A 22,858-nucleotide genomic window follows, 5' to 3' on the forward strand; every position below is an offset into this window, starting at 1 on the left:
CTCCTAGCTTGCGTATTACTTAGCGTTCTGACGGTATTGTTCAATAAGCTCGATAAAGTGATCGAACAGTGGGGCCGCATCGTTCGGACCAGGGCTCGCTTCAGGGTGACCTTGGAAGCTGAACGCAGGTTTGTCCGTCAGATGGATACCTTGCAGTGAACCATCGAACAGTGACTTGTGAGTCACTTTGATATTGGCAGGTAATGTGGCTTCATCGGCAGCAAAACCGTGGTTTTGGCTGGTGATCATCACGTTACCTTTTTCGATATTGCTCACTGGGTGGTTAGCACCGTGGTGACCAAACTTCATCTTTAAGGTTTTCGCGCCTGATGCCAATGCCAGTAATTGGTGGCCTAAACAGATACCGAAAATCGGCGTATCGGTTTTCAGGATTTGTTGAATCGCTTCAATCGCGTAGTCGCATGGCTCTGGGTCACCAGGGCCGTTAGAGAGGAACACACCGTCTGGGTTCATCGCTAACACGTCAGCTGCGGGTGTTTTTGCTGGAACAACGGTGACGTCACAGCCACGGTCAACCAACATGCGCAGAATGTTTTGCTTAACGCCGTAGTCGTAGGCAACGACTTTGTACTTCAGCGCTTCGGCTGGAGTATCTTCAGGTAAGCCGCCCACTAAACGCCAGCTACCTTTACGCCATGGGTAAGCTTTCTCAGTCGTCACTTCTTTCGCTAAATCCATGCCCTTTAAACCAGGGAAGGCTTTAGCCGCAGCCAGTGCTTTCGCTTCATCTAAGTCAACACCCGCCATGATGCAACCCGCTTGGGCACCTTTTTCACGGAGGATTCGAGTTAATTTACGAGTATCGATATCTGCGATGCCAACAACATTGTTCGCTTTGAGATAATCACTGAGGGTTTGCTGATTGCGGAAACTACTTGCTACGAGCGGAAGATCGCGAATGATTAAACCACAAGCATGAACCCCATTGGATTCGACGTCTTCATTATTGGTACCAGTGTTACCAATGTGGGGGTAGGTTAAAGTTACTATTTGGCGTGAATAAGAGGGATCAGTTAAAATTTCTTGGTATCCTGTCATGGAAGTGTTAAAAACAACTTCACCAACAGAGAGACCATCGGCACCAATTGCTGTGCCAGTGAATACGGTTCCATCTTCGAGTACGAGTAAGGCAGACTTTGTCAACGCGACCTCCATAAAGAGCCAAGCCACTGAAATATAATGTTTTTATGCTATGTTAAGATACCAATTTCCGCTTATTTACGAAATTTTGACAAATTCCAGCGAGTTTACAGGATAAATCCAAACTCGTCTACACCCTGGTATCTGAGTGCAAAAAAAAACGCCAATATGGCGTTTTTTCTGTTAATTCAAACCTAATACCTGCTGCATGTCATACAGACCCGGTTTTTGCTCCACTAACCAATGGGCGGCACGCATAGCGCCATTAGCAAAGGTCATACGACTAGAGGCTTTATGGGTGATCTCTAAACGCTCACCAATATCGGCAAACATGGCGGTATGCTCACCGACTAAGTCGCCCGCGCGCACAGTAGCAAAACCAATCGTTTCACGGTCACGCTCGCCAGTGATCCCTTCGCGGCCATAGACGGCGCATTTTTCAAGATCACGACCTAAGGTCTTGGCAATCACTTCACCCATTTTCAGCGCAGTGCCAGATGGCGCGTCTTTCTTATATCTGTGGTGACCTTCGATAATCTCGATATCGGTGTAATCGCCCATGACCTCTGCGGCCAACTCGAGCAATTTCCACATCAGATTGACACCCACGGACATGTTCGGCGCCATCACTACCGGCGTTTGCTCAGCAAAGGCATTGATCTGTTCTTTTTGAGCATGATTGAAACCGGTTGTGCCGATCACCATGGCTTTCTTATGGCGCACACACCAGTCTAAATGGACAATACTGGCCTCTGGCGCAGTAAAATCAATCAGCACATCAAAGTCATCGGTCGCATAGTCGAGCGAATCCATCACTAGGACATTTAACTTGCCCACACCGGCAAGCTCGCCCGCATCCACGCCAACTAAGCTTGAACCAGGACGCTCAATGGCGGCACCTAAGCGAATGTGCTCTTGATGATAAGCCGATTCAATAAGAGTCCGTCCCATGCGTCCACCCGCACCGACAATTGCAACTCTCACTTGTCCACCCATTTCAATCTCCTCAAACCTGTTCATCACTTCCATACAAAAACGCCTAAGACTGGCTTAGGCGTTTCGATCACATTAGACGATGTCTAATAACTCGACTTCAAACACTAAGGTTGAGTATGGAGGAATAGAAGCACCCGCACCACGCTCACCGTAAGCTAAGTGATGTGGAACGAATAATTTTAACTTGGTACCTACTGGCATCAATTGCAGGGCTTCAGTCCAGCCAGCGATAACGCCAGATACTGGGAATTCAGCTGGTTGACCACGAACAACAGAGCTGTCGAACACGTCACCATTGATAAAAGAACCATGGTAGTGAGTACGCACAGTGTCTTCGTAGGTTGGTTTTGCACCGCTACCTTGAACTAATACTTCGTATTGCAGACCAGAGTCAGTCACGATCACGCCCGCACGCTTCGCGTTTTCAGCTAAAAAGGCTTCGCCTTCAGCAGAAGCGGCAGCAGCAGCTTGCTCTTGAGCCGCTTGAATACGACGGCTGATCTCAGTGAATGCAACTTGCATATCTTGCATAGATACAGCGCTTTCAACGCCAGCAAATGCATCGGCTAAACCTGCTTGAACGGCAGCAATATCCACACCTTCAAAAGAATTAGCAGCCAGTTGCTCGCCCATTTGACGACCTACACCATAGCTTGCTTGCTGTTCAACAGTACTGAATTTATCAGACATAATTAACGACTCTCAATGTTCAATGGAATTTTGCGCGCCAGTTTACCATAGTTCCACGCCCTATGCTGATAAACTGACTGCTTATTTAACTTTGGTGGCGATTTTACGTAACCGATGCGTATTTATCCAGCAATAGCGCCTAATTGCGGCAAGATAAGGCCAGCCTCTAAACGAGCGCCACGCTCTGAATGACTATTTAGGCAACACGCATTGGTTTTTGATATTCGCCTTTGCGCTCTGATACAAAGGCTGCATTTGCCCCTGTAATTGCTCGAGTTGGGCGATACGATTGCTGTTTGATGGATGCGTTGATAACAACTCAGGCCCTTGGCTACCGCCCGCTTTCGACATGTTGTGCCAAAGTACCACGCTCTGCGCTGGGTCGAACCCTGCCCGCGCCATCAACTCCAGCCCCATCACATCCGCCTCACTCTCCTGAGCGCGGCCAAAGGGTAAAATCACCCCAACCTGCGCTCCCAGTCCTAAGGCCGACATATATAAGTCACGGTTTGAGACGCCGCTCGCGCCAAGGGCGGCATCGGCGATTTGCATCCCCATGCCCGTCATCTGCGCCCGAGAGACCTGCTCATTACCGTGCTGGGCTAAGACGTGGGCCACTTCATGGCCTAAGACGGTCGCGAGTTGATCCGGCGTGCTCGCGACTTTTAATAAGCCGGTATACACGCCAATGTGTCCGCCAGGCAATGCAAAGGCGTTCACTTGTTCGGAGTTGAACAAGACGACATCCCACTTCTGGCTTTGATCGGGCAGCGCTGCGGTGACGCGATTCGCCACGCAATTTACGTACTGGGTGAGCTTTTTATCGCTGCTGATCTTTTGCTGCTTTTTCATTTCGTCAAAAGAAGCATCCCCCATTTGCTGCATCTGCGACGCCGAATACAGCAAAGTTTGGCCACGCCCCGTGGGCGATTTAGTGGTCGCGCAGCCCGATAATCCTAACGTGAGTCCAATCGCCACTAAGGCGAGTGATGTTGCTTTCATAGGGAACTCCTTAATCCGAACGAGGCCGAACCTCGCAGCCAAGTGACTCAACTGATCATGCTTAAGATTTTACTGAGATAGCAAGCAGAAGCCAAACGACATTCAGAACTTGCCTAGCAAGCATAAATGAACCAAGTGCCAGTTAAGATGCAATATATTCTTCCCTTAACATGGCATAGAGGTATTCATCGCCCCATGCGCCCTTAAAGAAGATGTTTTTCACATAATGGGCTTCGCGTCGAAAGCCGAGTTTTTCGAGTAATCTACAGCAGGCAAGATTGTCTACATCGGTTATCGCAATGACACGATGCTTATCTAATTCCACAAAGAGATAATCCAGCAATGCGCTAACGGCCTCAAACGCAACCTGCTGGCCTTGATACTCAGGCGCAATCGTAAAGCCGATCTCCATTTGCTGCTCATCGATAAAATGTAGCGCCAAATCGCCCACTAAGATGGCAGGCGTCGCTGCCGATGCCTCAGAGACAATCGCCAATTGAAACCATGTGTCAGCCTCGCCAAATTGTGCGTAATCCATGTTCTCGAATAACGCGACGGCATCGCTATAAGAGTAATCCGTCCAGCTTTGATATTTGGCGACCTTAGGCTCGGCTCGATAGGCGGTAAAAGCTTCGAGATCCGCTCGCTGAAATGCTCGAAGCGTAAAACGTTGGGTGGTTAAACCGTGATTTACCATGTGGTGAAGTGCGTTACCTATCGCCAATGTCGACGCCATGCCAGCTCCTTTCATGTGAATAAACCGCTAATGTGAGTAAGCCCTTAAACTAGCTATATAGTTCGCCCAGCGGAAACAGATAAATAGCAACCAATAAGTATGGATAACAGCGCAGGCTCACTCTCAACGCTTACCTTTAAAGGCTTTGATGCTGTGCTTATTAAGACTGCGACGATTCGCCTGCTTATCACGAGGTGGGCGCTTAGGCGCCACTTTATTCTCGGTACCGTCTTCTCTGACTCTTTCGCTCGGCTTATCGGTCACAGGAAAGTCCACCAATGATGCTAACGGTAACTCACGCGCCGTCAAGTTGCGGATCGCGGTCAAGCTTGGCATTTCACCATGGCACACCAAAGAGATAGCAAGCCCGTTGGCGCCCGCCCTTGCGGTGCGGCCAATACGGTGCACATATACAGGCGCACTGGTGGGTAAATCTAAATTGATCACCACTGGTAAGGCATCAACATGAATACCTCGGGCCATCAAATCTGTCGCCACCACAACTTGAATACGATTGGCTTTAAAGTCGGCCAAGGTTTGACTGCGCACGGTTTGATCTTTTTCGCCGTGCAACGCAGCAGCATTTATCCCCGCCTTAACGAGTCGTTTCGCTATTCCATCCGCATCATCCCGAGCACTGATAAACACTAGCACTTGCGGCCATTGATACTGTTTGAGTAACGCAATCAATGCCTGCGCCTTACTGCCCTTATTGACTAAATACAGCCGCTCTTCGATGTCGGCGGCGACAGCATTGCGTGTACTGGCCTCGACCCGAAGGGGATTATGGGTCAGCAATTTACCCACCAAGGCATCCAACGCCTCTGGCAAGGTGGCTGAAAACAGTAAGGTTTGCTTACGCTTAGGCATCATTGCCATCAGCTTTTGCACATCGGGCCAAAATCCCATTTCCAATAAGCGGTCGGCTTCGTCTAGCACTAGGCATGTTATCGAGTCGAGACTGATATGGGACTGAGTGCATAAATCCAATAAGCGCCCAGGGGTGGCCACGACAAGCTGCGGTTTAGCGGCAAGTTCGGCTAATTGGTCTTCCTGCGCTATGCCGCCACAGAGGAGCTGAATATTCAAAGAAGACGATAACTTACTCGCCAGCGCGTGCAGCGCTATCGCTACCTGCTGCGCCAATTCCCGTGTCGGTACTAGCACCAAAGCCTGCGCATTGCTGGCCAAAGATGGCACTGACTCCGCCCCCGCTAATCCCACTTGCTGTTGTAGTTGTTGGTGGATAGCTTGTAGCAAGGGCAAACCAAAAGCCAAGGTTTTACCGCTACCGGTTTGCGACAACGCTAACACATCTCGCCCCGCAAGAATCGCCGGAATCGCTAATTGCTGTACCCGTGTCGGATGCTTGAGCCCGGCTGGCAATACCGAACATAACGCCGCATTGACGCCAAGCTCGGCAAAGGTTAACGACTCTGGGGAAGACTCTGTGGAAGAAAAAGGCTTAGGAATGGTCATCGCAACACCAATAAAAACATGGGAGCGAAAGTTTACGCAGAGTTGGCTGCTAATACCAATATAGTTTCGGCTTTGACTAAAGCCCTGGGATAGTTGTTTTCATTATTTGCATTCGTGCAAAGGTTTACTCTCTTTCGGCTGAGAATAATTCAATGTCCAAGCTTCGTTTGGATTTTCAAATCAAAATCAAAGTCAAAGTCGTGGGGCTTCACCCCACACCCAACCAAAAGGGGAAAAACGCCTGTTCCCCTTTTGGAAATCCCCCGGCGTCCCTAGCGAAGTTACATGCATTGGTTAGTGGCCTTGGTCTTATGGGTAAATTGCTATCGCTTCCGAAGGATGCATCCCTGCACCTGCGAAAGCTAGCCGGTCATCCATGACCGGACTCACGCAATTTATTCCAACGCCCCGCGGCAACTTCGCAGGGGAAGGTGTATTCTGGGATAATTTGTGATGTGTTAAGTAAAGGAAATTACTAATCAGTCCGACTCTATACATGCACTGCTTGGCAAGAAGGTACTGTGACTCGTTTCATAAAATACTCATGAGCCAAATCTGAAATATCGCAACCTAGGTAAGCTCTATTTAAATTTTTTGCAGCTATCAATGTCGAGCCAGAGCCAAAAAATGGATCAACCACTAAATCCCCGACGGCACTGCTTTGAGAAATCAACATTTCAAGTAAGTACACTGGTTTTTCTGTGGGATAACCTCTATAAACCCTCTTGCATTCGAGTATATCAGGCACAGCCAAATCATTGAGCTTCCTCTTTCCTTTTTCAAAAAAAAGAATGTACTCATGACGACATCTATAGTGATACCCCATTCCTATTGTGACCTTGTCCCAAATAATAGGTTTCCAAAATTTGAAACCAACTCTCTCAGCTATCGGTTTGATCTCAAACATGGTTTCTTGATCACAAAATAAATAGAAGTGTGAGTTCTTTTTTAAAACTCTATATATCTCTTTTAACAAATCCTCAAAACGTTCATTGGGAAACACATTAAACCATTGGTTACTAGATGATTTGCTAATCTTTAGCCTAGTCGTAGTTCCAATGTTACGGTGTTTTTCTAGGGATTCATAAGGGGGATCGGTGACTAATAGATCAACACTCGCATCAGCGAGTGTTGAAAGCCAACTCACGGCATCACTTTGATAAATATGCATTTAACCTCAGATAAAACTGTTGCAGGTTCGACCATTCAAATAAACCTGTGAAGGTACACCTTTATCTAACCCACGGCAATCAATGCAATAGCTCTGATCTCCATCAGGATTTCTAGCTGTTACACGAGCAGGAGTATTCCCAAATGACGAAGGATAAGGATGAAACACATGGAGACCACCATTAGCGTCAGAACAATGAGGACAGGATTTATATTTCTTACCTGTCTGAGAATCTTTTTTATGTATCATTCCACTATTTAATCTTTTTCCACAGCAGTTACAAGCCATATAAATCTCCATAAAGAATACAAAAGTAGAACTCACTAAAATATTAAAAATACATTGGGCTTATTCCGTATAAAAAAGACATTAGCTCTCTGGATGATGCATAAGGCGATTCTAATAAATATATTGCTCATGACTTGCCAAGTTATTCTAATGCAAGTAATCCTCATCAAAATCGAAATATCTGAGGCTCATCCATATTGTATTTATTTTAAGCGTTACAATATATTAACCTGTATGTTTTTAGTCCATATTTTGGGCAATAAATAAACAATTAGTATGATATTCATTATCTAAAAAAGGATGGGAGATCGGACAAGCATAACTCTTTCGGGATTAACAGTTAACTTCGAAGCTACAGAAGTTCACCTCCCCTCGGAGTTGCCGCAGGGCATTTGTGTCCGTTGCGTGAGCGAGGCATGGATGCCGAGATAGCGTCAGTCGAATCAGGGACGAGCGTCTGACGCGATAGCATAAGGACGCTTAATGCCCAAGGGGCTTTCAACTCCGTTGGGGACGCCGGGGGATATCCAAAAGGGGAACAGGCGCTTTTCCCCTTTTGGTCGGGTGTGGGGTGAAGCCCCACGACTTTGACTTTGACTTTAAAAACAATCAAATCTCAAACTAGATTTGAGATATAAAAAAGCCCCGCTAGTGCTAAACACTGCGAGGCTTTATTTATCTAGTGCGCAGCTAACATAACAGCTGCACCACCCAACCTAATTAGCTATTTAGGTCTTGGAAAAACTTCTTCACGCCATCGAAAAAGCCTTCAGCCTTTGGGCTGTGCTTCTTTGATTCTCCGGTTAATGTCGCCTCAAACTCACGCAGTAATTCTTTCTGACGCTCGTTGAGGTTAACAGGCGTTTCCATCACGACTTTACAGAGCAGGTCGCCAACGGCATGGCTGCGAACCGATTTAACCCCTTTGCCACGCAGACGGAACATACGGCCAGTTTGCGTTTCGGCAGGGATCTTCAGGCTGACTTTGCCGTCCAGTGTTGGGACTTCAATCTCGCCGCCGAGCGCCGCTTTGCTGAATGAAATCGGCACTTCGCAGTAGAGGTTGTTGCCATCACGCACGAAAATAGCATGTTCACGTACTGTGACCTGAACGTATAAATCGCCCGGTGGCGCACCAAACTCGCCCGCTTCACCTTCACCCGCTAAGCGGATGCGGTCGCCAGTGTCGACACCCGCTGGGATCTTAACTGACAGGGTTTTGGTCTTCTCGACACGACCATCACCATGGCACTTAGAGCAAGGATCTTTAATGATCTTGCCGCGACCATGACAGGTTGGACATGGCTGTTGTACGGTGAAGAAACCTTGGCGCATTTGCACTTGGCCTTGACCATGACAGGTGCCACAGGTGGTCGCCGAAGAGCCTTTTTTCGCCCCGCTGCCGTCACACACATCACAGCTGGCTAAGGTTGGAATACGCAGTTCTTTGGTGAGGCCTTTTACGGCTTCTTCCAGTGATAACTCTAGGTTGTAACGTAAATCTGAGCCGCGGGCCGCTTGGCGTTGACCGCCACGGCGTCCACCGCCGAAAATATCGCCAAAGACATCACCGAAAATATCGCCGAAATCTCCCGCGCCGCCGTAGCCACCACCGCCGCCACGATTCGGATCCACACCCGCATGACCAAATTGGTCATAGGCCGCTTTTTTGTTGGCATCGGTAAGGATTTCGTAGGCTTCTTTAACTTCTTTAAAGCTCGCCTCGGCAGCTTTGTCGCCAGGGTTGCGATCGGGGTGAAACTTCATCGCCAAACGCTTGTAGGCTTTTTTAATTTCACGTTCGCTGGCGTCACGACCAACGCCTAATACTTCGTAATAATCTCGCTTTGACATAATCTCATGCTTCTCAGCTTAAGTTGAACGAACGGGCGTTAGGGTTTCCCCGTAACGCCCGCCTAGAAATTAACTATTTGAAATCAATCAATTTGATTGAGAGCAAATGTTATTTCTTGTCGTCTTTCACTTCTTCAAATTCAGCATCGACAACGTCATCGGCAGTCGCGTTAGACTGTTTAGCAGCACCTTCTTGTGCGCCGCCTTGAGTTTGAGCTTTAGCCTGAGCAATTTCCATCAGCTTAGCAGACGCTTCGATTAGCTCTTGAGTCGCTTTTTCAATGGCTTCTTTGTCGTTGCCTTTAGTTGCAACTTCAACTGCGCTCATTGCCGCTTCAATCTTAGCTTTGTCGTCTGCTGGCAGTGCATCACCCGCTTCTTCAACTTGTTTCTTAGTTGCGTGAACTAAGCCGTCAGCTTGGTTGCGAGATTGCACTAACTCTTCAAACTTCTTGTCTTCTTCAGCGTGTGCTTCAGCGTCACGTACCATTTGCGCCACTTCTTCTTCGCTTAAGCCTGAAGAAGCTTTGATGGTGATGTTTTGTTTCTTACCGGTTTTCTTGTCGGTAGCAGAAACATGCAGAATACCGTCAGCGTCGATATCGAACATCACTTCGATTTGTGGCATACCACGTGGTGCTGGCTCAATACCGTCAAGGTTGAACTGACCTAATGACTTGTTCGCGCTCGCTTGCTTACGCTCACCTTGCAGTACGTGAATGGTTACTGCACTTTGGTTGTCATCGGCTGTTGAGAACACTTGCTGTGCCTTAGTAGGAATAGTGGTGTTTTTCTCAATCAGCTTGGTCATTACGCTGCCCATGGTTTCGATACCCAGAGACAGTGGTGTTACGTCTAACAGTAGAACGTCTTTCACGTCGCCTGACAGTACGCCCGCTTGAATCGCAGCACCTACGGCGACGGCTTCGTCTGGGTTTACGTCTTTACGAGGCTCTTTACCGAAGAAGTTAGAAACCGCTTCTTGAACCTTAGGCATACGGGTTTGACCGCCCACTAAAATCACTTCGTTAATGTCTGATACTGATAAGTCAGCGTCAGCCAGTGCCACTTTTAATGGCTCTAAAGTACGAATGATTAAGTCTTCAACCAGTGACTCTAACTTAGCACGGGTGATTTTCACCACTAAGTGCTTAGGACCTGTTGCATCGGCAGTGATGTATGGCAGGTTCACTTCAGTTTGGTTGGTGCTTGAAAGCTCAATCTTCGCCTTTTCAGCTGCTTCTTTCAGACGTTGCATTGCTAATGGATCTTTACGCAGATCTAAGCCTTGTTCTTTCTTGAATTCGTCAGCTAAGTAGTTGATTAAACGGTTGTCAAAGTCTTCACCACCTAAGTGAGTGTCACCGTTAGTCGCTAATACTTCGAAGGTTTGGTCGCCGTCGTTGCTGTCGATTTCGATGATAGAGATATCGAATGTACCACCACCTAAGTCGTACACTGCAACGATGTTGTCGCCTTGCTTCTTGTCGATACCGTAGGCCAGTGCTGCAGCCGTTGGTTCGTTGATAATACGTTTAACTTCAAGACCTGCGATGCGGCCCGCATCTTTAGTGGCTTGACGTTGTGAATCGTTAAAGTATGCAGGAACGGTAATTACCGCTTCTGTCACTTCTTCACCTAAGAAGTCTTCTGCTGTTTTCTTCATCTTTTTCAAGATTTCAGCAGAAACTTGTGGTGGAGCCATTTTGTTGCCACGTGATTCAACCCAAGCATCACCGTTGTCGGCTTGGATAATTTTGAATGGCATGATGTTCACGTCACGTTGAACTTCGTCATCTTTGAAGCGACGACCGATCAAACGCTTGATCGCGAAGAATGTGTTATTTGGGTTAGTTACAGCTTGGCGTTTTGCTGGCTGACCCACGATGGTCTCATCATCGGTATAAGCGATGATAGACGGGGTTGTGCGATCGCCTTCAGCATTCTCTAATACGCGTGCTTTGCCACCATCGAGGACAGCTACACAAGAGTTTGTTGTGCCTAAGTCGATACCAATAATTTTACCCATGAGGTCCTCCGAAAAATTTCTGTCTAACTAAATTTATAAGTTGGTTTTGATATGGGGCCGGACGGTTTTTTTTCAAGTCCACTGTTGGCCACCTTCTCTGCCTTAACACCTATATTGGGACAGGGAATTTAATTACAAGGGCCGATAAAAAATTTTTCTGATTTATCTTTTCAAAGGACTCGACTGTATAAAATATTCAAAACCACAAAATCCGCTTGCTTATCAGCAATAGCTGTTATTCAATCTGCGCACATTGAGTGATGTTTAAGCGCATAGGGTAATAGTGTGAAATCTTCAAATTTGGCGTATGTGTACGGCATGGCCGCGGTATTCCTCTGGTCGACGGTGGCAACCGCCTTTAAGATTGCCCTCGGATTTTATAGCCCGTTGCAACTGGTGTTTGTGGCGGTACTCACTTCAATCGTCGCCCTAGGTGCCATTCTCGCTTGGCAGAAAAAACTGCCACTCCTTAAAGCGCAGCTCCTGCGTCGCCCGGCGTTTTATCTGGTTACCGGGCTGATTAACCCTTTTCTGTATTATGTGGTGCTGTTTAAAGCCTATTCACTGTTACCCGCCCAGCAGGCACTCTCACTCAACTACACTTGGGCGGTATTGCTGCCGCTGTTAGCCGCGCCGCTGCTGAAACAACATTTGCGTAAGAGCGATATGATTGCGGCACTGATTGCTTACTCTGGGGTATTTATTATCGCCACCGGCGGCGATGTCAGCGGTTTTCGCTTCGACAGTCCACTCGGGATTGGGCTTGCATTAACCAGCACTTTGCTCTGGTGCCTATATTGGATTGTGAACACTAAAGATCAAGGTGACCCTGTGGTCAGCCTGCTATTAAGCTTTTTGATAGGTTTGCCCTTTATTACCGTGACACTACTGCTGACCGATACCCTGCCCAGCTTTAGTTTGAGCGCCGTGATGGCGGGCATGTATGTTGGCTTATTTGAGATGGGCATTACCTTCGTGCTCTGGTTAATGGCACTAAAAACCGCGACTCGCACGGCCAATATCAGTACCTTAGTATTTTTATCCCCTGTGATGTCGATTGGCTTTATTGCCTGGATTTTGCAAGAGACTATCGCCGCCGCGACTTATATCGGGTTAGGTTTTATTTTGAGTGGCATGATGTTGCAGCAGTTATTCCCGCGCTATCTGGAGCGCAAAACCAAGCTCAATGCCAAGCTTGCAGATTGAATAAGGCGTATCTCTCGGGCATAAGCAATTTATGCCCGAGCTAACATTTTAATGCCGCAGAAAGGGCTACTATGGCGGACTTTTATTGCCCCTAGACTGTTATTGCAGCTAATTGGGGCGCGAGGACGAGAGCATGACACCAGCCGTACAAATGGCAAAGAAAGCCAAAATTCCCTTTGAAATCTTAGAATACAGCCACGACCCACACTGCGCCGCCTACGGCGAAGAAGCCGCCAATGTGTTAGGGCTCGCCCCCGCGCAGGTATTTAAAACCTTACTGGTTGCGATCGATAAAGCCCATCCACCACTGGCCGTCGCTCTGGTGCCCGTTGACCATCAACTCAATTTAAAAGCCGTCGCTAAATGTTTAGGCCAGAAGAAACTGCAAATGGCCGATGCGGATTTAGCACAAAAATCATCTGGCTACCTCGTTGGCGGCATTAGTCCGCTCGCCCAGAAAAAACAGCTGCCAACGCTAATCGATGCGACGGCTCAGCAATTCGATAAAATCTATGTGAGTGCCGGCCGCCGTGGCCTTGAAATCTGCCTTGCGGCGAATGACTTAGCGAAATTGTGCCGCGGGTCTTTTGCGGATATAAAAACGCTTTAAGGCTAAATATCAGATATTTCTAAAATATGTTCAGAGCATCACAGTATTTATCCCAAATTGATTTGAAAATAGAGACATATCCGACTATAAATTGAACTGTACACAGACGACTAAGGATAGTCAGATGGAAAAATCAACTCAATGGAATCAAGAAGATGGCTTAAGCCCTATCAGTTGGGTCGCCATGCTCATTTGTATTGCCCTTTTTATCTACGAACATTTTTGGGGAAATGGTTTTACGACCATGGTGGTGATGCTCTACTGTACTTTTTTACTCCCCTCGGTACTGATCACCCGTAGAGTGCAAGAAAGGTATTTCCTGTATACCTTGGTATATATCAGGGCCTTTCGTAAATTCACTACCCTAATGTCGGTGGCGTTTCTGTGTCTGTGGTTGATTGCCACTTACACTCCACTCATCCATTAACCGAGATGCTTGTCTCGTCCTGAAATAAGTTTGCCAACAAAAAAGCCGCTATAGCGGCTTTTTTAATAGAGCGATGTTGCCAAGCGAGATGGCCCGTCGTTGGCGAGTGAACTATGCGCGGCTGGTGTAATCACCCCATGCTAACCACTTATAGGTGGTCAGCGCCTCGAGCCCCATAGGACCGCGGGCATGGAGTTTTTGCGTGCTTACGGCCACCTCGGCACCCAAACCAAATTGGCCGCCATCGGTAAAACGGGTGCTGGCATTAACATACACAGCTGCCGAATTCACTTCGTTCATAAAATGCGTTGCCGCGTGGATATCATCGGTGAGAATCGCCTCCGAGTGCCCACTGGAATAGGTACGGATATGGGCAATAGCTGTATCTATATCGCTCACCACTTTTATACCTAAGGTCAAAGACAACCATTCGGTCGCAAAGCTTTGCTCTGTTGCCGGGGAAATATCAAACCCCAACCCATCGAGCAGCGCATAGCTTTGTTCACACACCGAAAAACGTACACCTAAACGGTGTAAGTACTCGGCAATTTGTGGCACAAAACGCTCGGCAACCGCGTTATCCACCAGCAAGGTGTCTAATGCATTACATACCGTTGGACGCTGCACTTTTGCGTTAGCAATCACCTCGAGTGCGCGCTCAAGATCGGCATGTTTATCGACATACAGATGGCAGATCCCAATGCCACCTAAGATCACCGGAATTGTCGCTTGCTCGGCGCAAAGGCGCTGTAAGGCTTGTCCGCCACGGGGGACTATCATATCGACATATTGGTCGAGCTTGAGTAGCCCTGTGACTAAGGCTCTATCGGGAGAATCAATCAGCTGCACCGCATCGACTGGCAGACCTTGGCTTGCAATTGCGCCACGGATCACTTCACTAATCAGTTTGTTGGATTCGAGCGTCTCTTTTCCGCCGCGCAAAATCACAGCATTACCGGTTTTAAGTGCCAACACAGCAATATCGACCGTCACATTCGGCCGCGCCTCGTAGATAACCCCAATCACCCCAAGTGGAACACGGCGGCGCGTGAGCCTTAAGCCATTGTCCAACACGCGGCTGCCAAACTCTTCGCCAACGGGATCGGCAAGACGCACCACATCGCTGATATCACCGATAATCCCCGCCAGACGCGACTCGTTAAGTAAGAGTCTATCGATCATTGCCTCATTCAAGCCTTCAGCCTTAGCGGCTGCAACGTCTTTGGCGTTGGCAGCGAGAATCGCCTGAGTATTCTGCGTCAAGGCCTCGGCAATCGCCTCGAGTAAATCCGCTTTCTGTGCGGCGCTAAGATTTGCTAAGGCATAGCTGGCTTGTTTAGCCTGACTGCCCAGTTGTTGTAAATATTGCGCTTGATTAGTTTGACTCAAAACAGACCTCGCTTATAAGACGACCATGTCGTTGCGGTGCACTATTGCGTCACCATAATCGTAACCGAGCACAGACTCGATTTCGTCGGAATGTTTACCCGCAATTAACCCTAAAGCCTCACCACAGTAACGGGTGATGCCTCTGGCAATGATTTTGCCTTTTTGGTCAACCAGTTGCAGGGTTGCACCACGTTCAAATTCCCCTTTAACGCCAATAATCCCCTTAGAGAGTAGGCTGCGACCTTTTTCGGTCACGGCTTTCACCGCGCCCGCATCGAGCACCAAGGAACCTTGGGCGGCAGGTCCCGCTAAAATCCACTGTTTGCGGCTCTCTAACGGATTTTCAATGGCACTAAAATGTGTGCCGACAGATTCTTTGCCGACGACTTTTTTAATCACATCGGGGTGATGACCCGAGGCAATCACCACTTCGATGCCCGCACGGCGAGCAATATCCGCAGCTTCTAGCTTAGTCGACATTCCGCCCGTACCTAAGCCCGACACAGAACCACCCGCTAACAAACGCAGACTGTCGTCAATTTTCTCGACCTGAGAAATCAGCTTAGCATTCGGGTTAGTGCGCGGATCGGCATCGAATAAGCCCTTTTGATCCGTCAACAAAATCAACAGGTCGGCATCACACAGCAGTGCCGCACGCGCCGACAAGTTATCGTTGTCGCCCACTTTGATCTCATTAGTAGCGACGGCATCGTTTTCGTTGATGATGGGGATAATATTGTTTGCCAGCAAGGCATTAAGCGTATCGCGGGCATTCAAATATCGCTCTCTATCGTGTAGATCGGCACGGGTCAGCAGCAATTGTCCCACATGCAAACCGTAGATGCTAAAGAGTTGTGCCCAAGCGAGAATAAGCTGACTCTGCCCGACAGCGGCTAATAACTGTTTGTTAGCCATAGTGTCGGGCAATACCGGGTATTGGAGATGTTCGCGTCCGGCGGCAATTGCGCCAGAAGTGCATAATACGACTTCGACCCCTGATCTCATCAGTGCGGCCATTTGACGAGCAAGCTCAACCATATGGGCTTTATCCAGCTGTTTACTGCCAGAAGTCAGCACACTCGTCCCTAACTTCACTACCACGCGGCGATACGCTATCTCACTTAAATTCATTATTCATATGTAGAAAATAACCGGATAATCCTTATACCTAATCCGCAGAGCAATTGGTAGTTAGTGGGCAGGATGTTGGTAGAAATTTTCAATTCTGCTTGGGATCGCGCATAAAAAAGGGCCATCGATTAGATGACCCTCAAAAAATAGCCGCGAATGGGCGGCTAGCTCAGTATCAGCCGTAAATAAATTTCGCAATAAACATGGCAGCGAGCACCAGCACGCCGATATTTAAATCGCTAAAGCGGCCCGTTAACAGCTTGATGACAGCATAGGAAATAATCCCCAGCGCAATCCCTGTGGCAATCGAGAAGGTCAGCGGCATCAGGATACACACCACAACCACAGGTGCAGCCTCAGTTAAGTCTTCCCATTCAACGTGAACCAGTCCAGCCATCATTAGAATCGCCACATAGAACAAGGTACCAGCCGTAGCATAGGCGGGGATCATTCCAGCTAATGGTGATAAGAATAAGGCCAAGATGAACAGTAAGCCGACCACGACGGCAGTTAAACCAGTACGGCCGCCCGCGCTCACCCCAGCGGTACTTTCGATATAACTGGTGGTCGTTGACGTACCGAATGCTGCGCCCGCAATCGTCGCTAAACTGTCGGCGGTTAAGGCACGGTTTAAGCGAGGTAAACGGCCTTTTTCATCGAGGAAACCACCGCGCTGCGCAACCGCAACTAAGGTGCCCGAAGTATCAAAAAGATCCACAAACAGGAAGGCAAACACCACGGATAGCATTGTCACTTCAAATACTTGGGATAAATCCATCGCCATAAAGGTCGGCGCGACAGAAGGCGGCATAGAGACGATACCGTTGTAATGCACATCACCGAAGAGTAACCCAAGCCCTGTGATGATCAGGATGCTTAAAATCACCGCCGATTTCATTCCACGTTGCACCATGGCGATGATCAGGAAGAAACCTAACACGGCCATCACAGCTGGGAAGGCGGTAATATCGCCCATAGTCACTAAAGTTGCAGGGCTTGCGACCACAATGCCAGCACTCTTAAGACCGATCAGCGCGAGGAATAAACCAATACCCGCAGCAATACCGATACGCAGCGACATAGGAATACTGTTCACAATCCACTCGCGAATACGCACTAGAGACAGGATTAAAAAACAAATTCCCGACAGGAAAACAGCACCGAGTGCCGTTTCCCAGCTATAACCCATCTCACCTACCACAGTGTAGGTAAAAAAGGCATTGAGTCCCATACCAGGGGCCAGTGCAATGGGGTAGTTCGCCATCACACCCATCACAATACAGCCCACCGCCGCCGCTAAACAGGTGGCCACAAACACGGCGCCATGATCCATACCCGCATCGGCTAACATCATTGGATTCACAAAAATGATGTAGGCCATAGTCATAAATGTTGTCAAACCTGCTATCGCTTCCTGCTTGAGGCTCGTTTGATTTTGTTTCAGTTTGAACAGCTTTTCTAACATGGAACTGGGTTCCTTTTCTTTTAAAGTAGGTAGGGTCAAAAATGTAAACACTATGTAGTCGTGTTTTTCGCAGGGGATTATAGGGAGTTTGTGCTGGTCAGGCCAGAAAATTGATGGAGATTTTCTTGATAGAAATCGCTAAACAGAACAAAAAACCACCGCACTTAATTTACATTAAAGCTCACTATAAATAGGGCTTAGCAAGCCAATCTCAACCACAGGAAAATTCAAACGCCATTCAGGATTAACAGCACATTGTTTTTAAAGCGAAATAATCATAATAAAGCACAATGGTTATCCCATGCTGACATATAAGGCTACCTCTGCGCCCCAAATGGGATTGAAGTCGATAGCAAAAAGCCGCCGCCCAAGGGCGCCGGCTTTTTGAGTTCAACGGGTAAAATGCTTAAAAACGATAGTTAAAGCTGACGGTAAAATTACGTGGCGCGCCGTAGTGATACACACTGTAAGCTAGGCCAGACGCTGACATATAGGCATAATATTTCTCATCCAGCAGATTCTCTACGTTAACTTGCAGATCCATATTCTCAGCCAGATCGTAGCGCGCCATCAGATTCACTAGGGAGTAAGCATCCTGCTTAATTGCCACATCACTGACATCTGAGTAACTGTCACTTTGCCAATTCACCCCACCACCTATGGTTAACTCAGGCAATAAGTCCACAAATTGATAGGTGGTAAACAGTTTAAATTGCTTCTGCGGACTGGTAGTCGCGACTCGCTTACCCTCTGCATCTTCGGCATTAAATTGCGAGTAACCCGCAGAGATATTCCAGCCATCTGCAGGCTCACCCACCACTTCTAGTTCAAACCCCTTACTCTTAGTGCCTTGTGCGGCCTCATAGTAATTCACGGGTTTACCACCGATATAAATCGTTCCGGCTAAGGTTGCCAAGTTATCTTGGTCAATTTGGAACACGGCTACAGTGGTATGTAGACGATCGTCAAGATAAGCACTCTTCAGACCTAATTCGTAGGCTTTGCCTTCTAATGGATCGAGGTAATTTTGATCGGCATCGAAATTATTCTGCGGATTAAAAATTCCGGTATAACTGGCGTAAATGCGATGCGCGTCATTGATATCGTACAAGGCGCCAACATAGGGCACAAACACCCCATCATCACCAAAGTTAGTATCGGTACCATAGCTCACGCCTTCACGGTTCCAGCTTGAGATACGTCCACCGGCAATCAGTTTAAAATCATCGGTAATGGTCAGGCGAGTCGCCGCATAAAAGCCTTTTTGCTCGGTATCCATATCGAGCTGACGGTTCGCGTTGCTCGACCATTCTGGCTCGGCAAACTGATTTTGTTGCCATTCGTAGAAGTTATCGACCACTTGCGAGTCCCAACCCGTCATATCGTCACGGATAGGCTCATAGGTATCGGCGTAGGATTTTTGCTTACTATACAAAGCGCCCGTCACAAACTCATGGGTTTGACCAAAGAGGTCATAGTCGCCTTTAAGCTGCACATCAAAGTTATTCGAGTTACTTTCACCATGGCTGTGATAACGCTGTCCACTGAGTCCCGCACCCGTGTCTTTATCGAGCATACCCGACATGTAGATCATCTTAGTGGTGGTCTCATACTCCATGCGGTTGTAGTTAGCGACCAGCTGCCAACCATTGCTGAAGTAGTGATTCAGGTTCGCAAAGTAGTTGATATTTTTGGTTTCCCAGCGGCTCCAATCGGCGGCAGTGGTGGCCGATGTATCCCAATCAGTGGCTGAACCATCACTAAAGACGGCGGGCAACGCGCCCCACATAGCCCCTTTGGGATCGTTGTGGTTATAGCTACCACCTACACGCAGCAAGGTGTTGGCCGTAATATCACTGTCAACCACACCATAGAGAATGGTTTTGCGGTCTTGATACAGATCTTGGTAAGAGTCGCTATTTACATACTTAGCGACCAAGCGCCCACGCACGCTGCCGTCTTCATTCAGACCATTGGATACATCCGCGGTGACTTGTTTTTTATCCCAACTTCCAGTGGCGACATCCACATAACCTTTAAGATCAGAACTGTCGGCATGCTTACGCACTAAGTTAATCGAGGCCGAAGGATCGCCAGCACCCGTTAATAATCCGGTAGCACCACGCACGACTTCAACGCGCTCGTAGATGGACACATCCGATACCGTTTCACCGGCATCACCGCCTAAACTCCAAGATAAAGGCACACCATCAATTTGATAGTTTTGCACGGTAAAACCGCGAGCCGAAAAACCGTTACGCACGTTATCTGTTTTTGAGGATGATAAACCCACAGTGTTGTTGACCACATCGACCACGGTATTTAGCGCCTGATCTTCAATCCGATCCGCCGTCATAATGCTGACCGACTGTGGCGTTTCCCGCAGCGTGAGTCCTAACCCCGTTGCGGTATCAATATTACGACTCACTGTGTATTTACCCATCACAGTGATTTTCTCGATATTTTGATCTTGTGTCTCTGTTGTTGAAGCGGTTTGTTCTTCGGCCATCAGCGCCAAAGGATTCAAAGCTAGGGTTACTGCAGCAGCAAGTGGAAGTAGATTAAAACGCATAGTCGTTCAGCAAGTTTCGTTAAGGTGCGCATACGGTAACACCATTGAGAACGATTTGCATTTGTATTTTATGTGACAAATGTAACAAATTCATCATTCTTAAGTCGTACAAAAAGATGAATAGATTGATGAGAAAGTTTTATGTTTTAAAAACAAATAATTAAATTAATTCTTGATAAAAGCAGTCATCTCGAGATGGCTGCAAAAAATTTTACGATTATGGGAAGGAATAAGGGGCATTGCGCCGTAACGACAGAAAAAAGCTAAAAAAAAGCCTGCTCAATGAGCAGGCAAGACATATTTCAAGCGTCCCTTTCGGGGAAGTACATTACCGCGCTAGCGGAAGAAACCTGGCATACCCATGCAAAAACACCGATATGCTACTTGAGTCTAAACACGCCAAAAAGGCGATACAAAGGTTGATGGATGATGGAAACTAGGTTTAAAGGGATAGTTAGCCCTTAAAGCTCATAGCGAATAAACCGCCACGCAAAACATCAGAGTTAATCCAAGTGTTTTGCCAAACAAAGTGATTCTTGCCTGTATAAGACATAGTCAATTACTCCTAAGTAAAGTTGAGATTAAGTACTCTAGTAAAGCTTGGCTCGGTTCCTTGGAACTAGAGATTCTCAAATCCGTTGAGACGACTTGTCACTCGGGTCCTTGGAGAAGGATATCCATCCTGGATAGACTAGAGGGGATGGGCGCATTGCCCTGTCCACGAAAACTATTATATGTTTTCGTAGTTTTATTACAAGCTTTATTTGTATTTTTTTTAATTAAGGCTTTTTAATGTAATTTTATTACGTAAAACAACCAAAAATCTTGGCGACATGCATCACATAAAAACAGAAATAATCCTGTAACCACCTAATAAATAAGATATTACAGAATTATTTCTATTTATTACGTTAAATTGTTAACGATTGATCAGATATTGATACAGACCGACCAAGGGACTCGCAGTGGGTTTTCCATAGAGCGGATCGCCCTCCGTTGCACTGCCAGCGATATCTAAGTGTGTGTAAGCTAAAGGAATTGCGGCGTTAACACCATGTTCAAACAACCCCGAAGCTTTGAGCAGAAACGCCGCCGGATATTGATGCCCACGGGCCGTTACCGAAGATGGCGCATTGTTAGAAGATAAAATATCAGCCGCCCCTGAGACTTCACGGATCTTAGCAAAGTCCTCGCGGCGTAATGTAGAAACCTCAAAGGGTTCGCCCCATTGGTTTGCCTGTAACGCGAGTGTCTGCGCACACTTGATGCCACTGGCGACCGCATTTTCAACCGCAGCAGGATACGCCCCATAACAACGTACCACATGGCCCGTGAGAGTCGCGACCGAGAACAACTCTGGTTGCACCGCCGAAACCGCTTTAATACGCAGATGACTTAACAGGTCAGCCAATACTAAGCGCCCTTCCGCATCCGTATTACCAATTCGCACCCGCACGCCAGCATGGCTAGTGATAATTTCATCGGTGACAAAGGCTTCGCTACCAATGCTATTACGCACTAAGCCCAGCTCGGCGATCACCCGGATCCCTTTAGGCTTGAGCATAGACAAAGTTTTAAATAACCCTGCCACGGCAGAGGCACCACCTTTATCGCGGCTCATGCCCGCCATTGCGCCGCCGACTTTCAGATCGGCGCCGCCCGTATCGTAAACCACACCTTTGCCTGCAAATAAGAAGGTACGAGTAATCTCGCCTTCGGGCAGATATTCGAGTTTCACCACCCGCGGTTGATGACGGCCAACGGCAAAGGAAGAACGCGCCACCGCACTTAACAGTGGATAATCGCGCTCGAGAATATCCCTGTCTTCCACTACTGCCGTTTTAATCACACTGCCTTTAAAGGCTTGCAAACAATATTCGGCAAAGGCCTTAGCCGACATACGCTCAGGTTCAGTGCCACATAAATCCCTTGCCAACACACGACCAGCTTCTAATGCGTTGAGCAATTGACTCTTTTTAGCTGATAGAGACAGTAACCCTATGGCTTCAAACGCTGGCGTTAAGCCCGTTGCCTCGCGCAATTCTAAGGTTTGCCATAATTCTTGACCGCAGGCGAGCGCCGCAACTTCAGTCGCAAACCCAAACTTGGGCGTGGTAGAAGGCACCACATAAAGCAGGGGACGCTTAGCGCCCGCGTCTTTAGCGATAGCAATGGCGGCTCTTGCCGCATCACCATAAACACGTACATCGGCATAATCATCAGCCACTTGAGTAACCGGCGCAATGATTAAACGACCACCGGCTAAACCGGGGGCAAACAATAACGTCGGGCTCTTACCGACACGTTTATCGACCTTAGCGCCATGCTCGGCCAATAAACTGATCTCATCAATTCCAATAGCACCAAGATCCGGTGTGACGACCACAACCGCATCCCAACCTTCACCATCAAAAATGGCATTTTCTGCTTGTACATCAACAAAGTTAACTTGAAACATGACCCATCCTTTTTCATTATTGTGCCTGCATTATTCCCGCTATAACGCTTAATTACCAATCAAAAAATCCCTTTGTCCCCATCGAAAAGACTGAGGGTGGCAACTTTCGCTGCCACAAGCACACATAGGCTTATCGAGAAGATTAATCGGTCGAGCAGAATGTGGTAGGATCAAGCCAAATTTGCCCTATACCC

17 protein-coding genes are annotated in these 22,858 nt (G+C 47.7%); 3 read left to right on the plus strand and 14 right to left on the minus strand.

The genetic code is table 11. From position 1 onward, the window contains the following. Positions 1 to 15: 15 nt before the first annotated feature. The 9 genes from carA to dnaK form a co-directional block, all read right to left on the minus strand. A complete protein-coding gene (gene carA, locus CBX96_RS13465; protein WP_109287034.1) occupies positions 16 to 1,176 on the minus strand; it encodes a glutamine-hydrolyzing carbamoyl-phosphate synthase small subunit in 1,161 nt (386 codons plus the stop codon). A gap of 168 nt (positions 1,177 to 1,344) precedes the next feature. Further along, entirely contained in the window at positions 1,345 to 2,157 is an 813-nt protein-coding gene (dapB, locus tag CBX96_RS13470) for a 4-hydroxy-tetrahydrodipicolinate reductase (protein ID WP_055647169.1), read from the minus strand. Between the two features lie 72 nt (positions 2,158 to 2,229). Beyond that, complete coding sequence (locus CBX96_RS13475; protein ID WP_055647162.1) at positions 2,230 to 2,847, minus strand: FKBP-type peptidyl-prolyl cis-trans isomerase; 618 nt, start codon at positions 2,845 to 2,847, stop codon at positions 2,230 to 2,232. Between the two features lie 192 nt (positions 2,848 to 3,039). Then, complete coding sequence (locus tag CBX96_RS13480) at positions 3,040 to 3,849, minus strand: M48 family metallopeptidase (RefSeq protein WP_109287035.1); 810 nt, start codon at positions 3,847 to 3,849, stop codon at positions 3,040 to 3,042. A gap of 142 nt (positions 3,850 to 3,991) precedes the next feature. Beyond that, positions 3,992 to 4,585 (minus strand): GNAT family N-acetyltransferase, encoded by a 594-nt coding sequence (locus CBX96_RS13485; protein WP_109287036.1) that lies wholly within the window; start codon positions 4,583 to 4,585, stop codon positions 3,992 to 3,994. Between the two features lie 123 nt (positions 4,586 to 4,708). Beyond that, positions 4,709 to 6,064: a DEAD/DEAH box helicase gene (locus CBX96_RS13490; protein ID WP_109287037.1), complete on the minus strand. Its 1,356-nt coding sequence runs from the start codon at positions 6,062 to 6,064 to the stop codon at positions 4,709 to 4,711. Between the two features lie 490 nt (positions 6,065 to 6,554). Beyond that, entirely contained in the window at positions 6,555 to 7,235 is a 681-nt protein-coding gene (locus CBX96_RS13495) for a site-specific DNA-methyltransferase (protein WP_109287038.1), read from the minus strand. Positions 7,236 to 8,243: 1,008 nt separating this feature from the next. Continuing rightward, positions 8,244 to 9,377, minus strand: a complete 1,134-nt coding sequence (gene dnaJ, locus CBX96_RS13510; RefSeq protein WP_011716086.1) for a molecular chaperone DnaJ — start codon at positions 9,375 to 9,377, stop codon at positions 8,244 to 8,246. A 109-nt stretch (positions 9,378 to 9,486) separates the two neighbouring features. Continuing rightward, entirely contained in the window at positions 9,487 to 11,406 is a 1,920-nt protein-coding gene (dnaK, locus tag CBX96_RS13515) for a molecular chaperone DnaK (RefSeq protein WP_011625422.1), read from the minus strand. A gap of 285 nt (positions 11,407 to 11,691) precedes the next feature. On the opposite strand from dnaK, the gene CBX96_RS13520 reads away from it, so the two are divergent. From CBX96_RS13520 to CBX96_RS13530, 3 genes are all read left to right on the plus strand, one after another. After that, complete coding sequence (locus CBX96_RS13520) at positions 11,692 to 12,612, plus strand: DMT family transporter (RefSeq protein ID WP_011621748.1); 921 nt, start codon at positions 11,692 to 11,694, stop codon at positions 12,610 to 12,612. Positions 12,613 to 12,745: 133 nt separating this feature from the next. Further along, the gene (gene ybaK, locus CBX96_RS13525; protein ID WP_109287040.1) at positions 12,746 to 13,222 is read left to right on the plus strand and encodes a Cys-tRNA(Pro) deacylase; all 477 of its coding nucleotides are present in this window, start codon (positions 12,746 to 12,748) and stop codon (positions 13,220 to 13,222) included. A gap of 124 nt (positions 13,223 to 13,346) precedes the next feature. Continuing rightward, the gene (locus tag CBX96_RS13530) at positions 13,347 to 13,649 is read left to right on the plus strand and encodes a hypothetical protein (RefSeq protein WP_086903375.1); all 303 of its coding nucleotides are present in this window, start codon (positions 13,347 to 13,349) and stop codon (positions 13,647 to 13,649) included. 111 nt (positions 13,650 to 13,760) lie between these two features. Here the strand turns inward: CBX96_RS13530 and CBX96_RS13535 are convergent, their stop codons facing one another. The 5 genes from CBX96_RS13535 to CBX96_RS13565 form a co-directional block, all read right to left on the minus strand. Further along, on the minus strand, positions 13,761 to 15,038 hold the full coding sequence (locus CBX96_RS13535) for a glutamate-5-semialdehyde dehydrogenase (protein ID WP_109287041.1): 1,278 nt from the start codon (positions 15,036 to 15,038) through the stop codon (positions 13,761 to 13,763). Between the two features lie 12 nt (positions 15,039 to 15,050). Beyond that, complete coding sequence (gene proB / locus CBX96_RS13540; protein ID WP_086903377.1) at positions 15,051 to 16,169, minus strand: glutamate 5-kinase; 1,119 nt, start codon at positions 16,167 to 16,169, stop codon at positions 15,051 to 15,053. Between the two features lie 175 nt (positions 16,170 to 16,344). After that, the gene (locus CBX96_RS13545) at positions 16,345 to 17,634 is read right to left on the minus strand and encodes an NCS2 family permease (protein WP_011621743.1); all 1,290 of its coding nucleotides are present in this window, start codon (positions 17,632 to 17,634) and stop codon (positions 16,345 to 16,347) included. Positions 17,635 to 18,040: 406 nt separating this feature from the next. After that, positions 18,041 to 20,206 carry a TonB-dependent siderophore receptor gene (locus CBX96_RS13550; protein ID WP_109287042.1) on the minus strand — a complete coding sequence of 722 codons (2,166 nt, stop codon included), beginning with the start codon at positions 20,204 to 20,206 and terminating at the stop codon, positions 18,041 to 18,043. Between the two features lie 919 nt (positions 20,207 to 21,125). Beyond that, entirely contained in the window at positions 21,126 to 22,664 is a 1,539-nt protein-coding gene (locus CBX96_RS13565) for a peptidase M17 (RefSeq protein ID WP_109287043.1), read from the minus strand. Between the last annotated feature and the right edge of the window lie 194 nt (positions 22,665 to 22,858).

The sequence above is a fragment of the Shewanella sp. BC20 genome (assembly GCF_003129585.1).
In the GTDB taxonomy this organism is placed as follows: domain Bacteria; phylum Pseudomonadota; class Gammaproteobacteria; order Enterobacterales; family Shewanellaceae; genus Shewanella; species Shewanella seohaensis.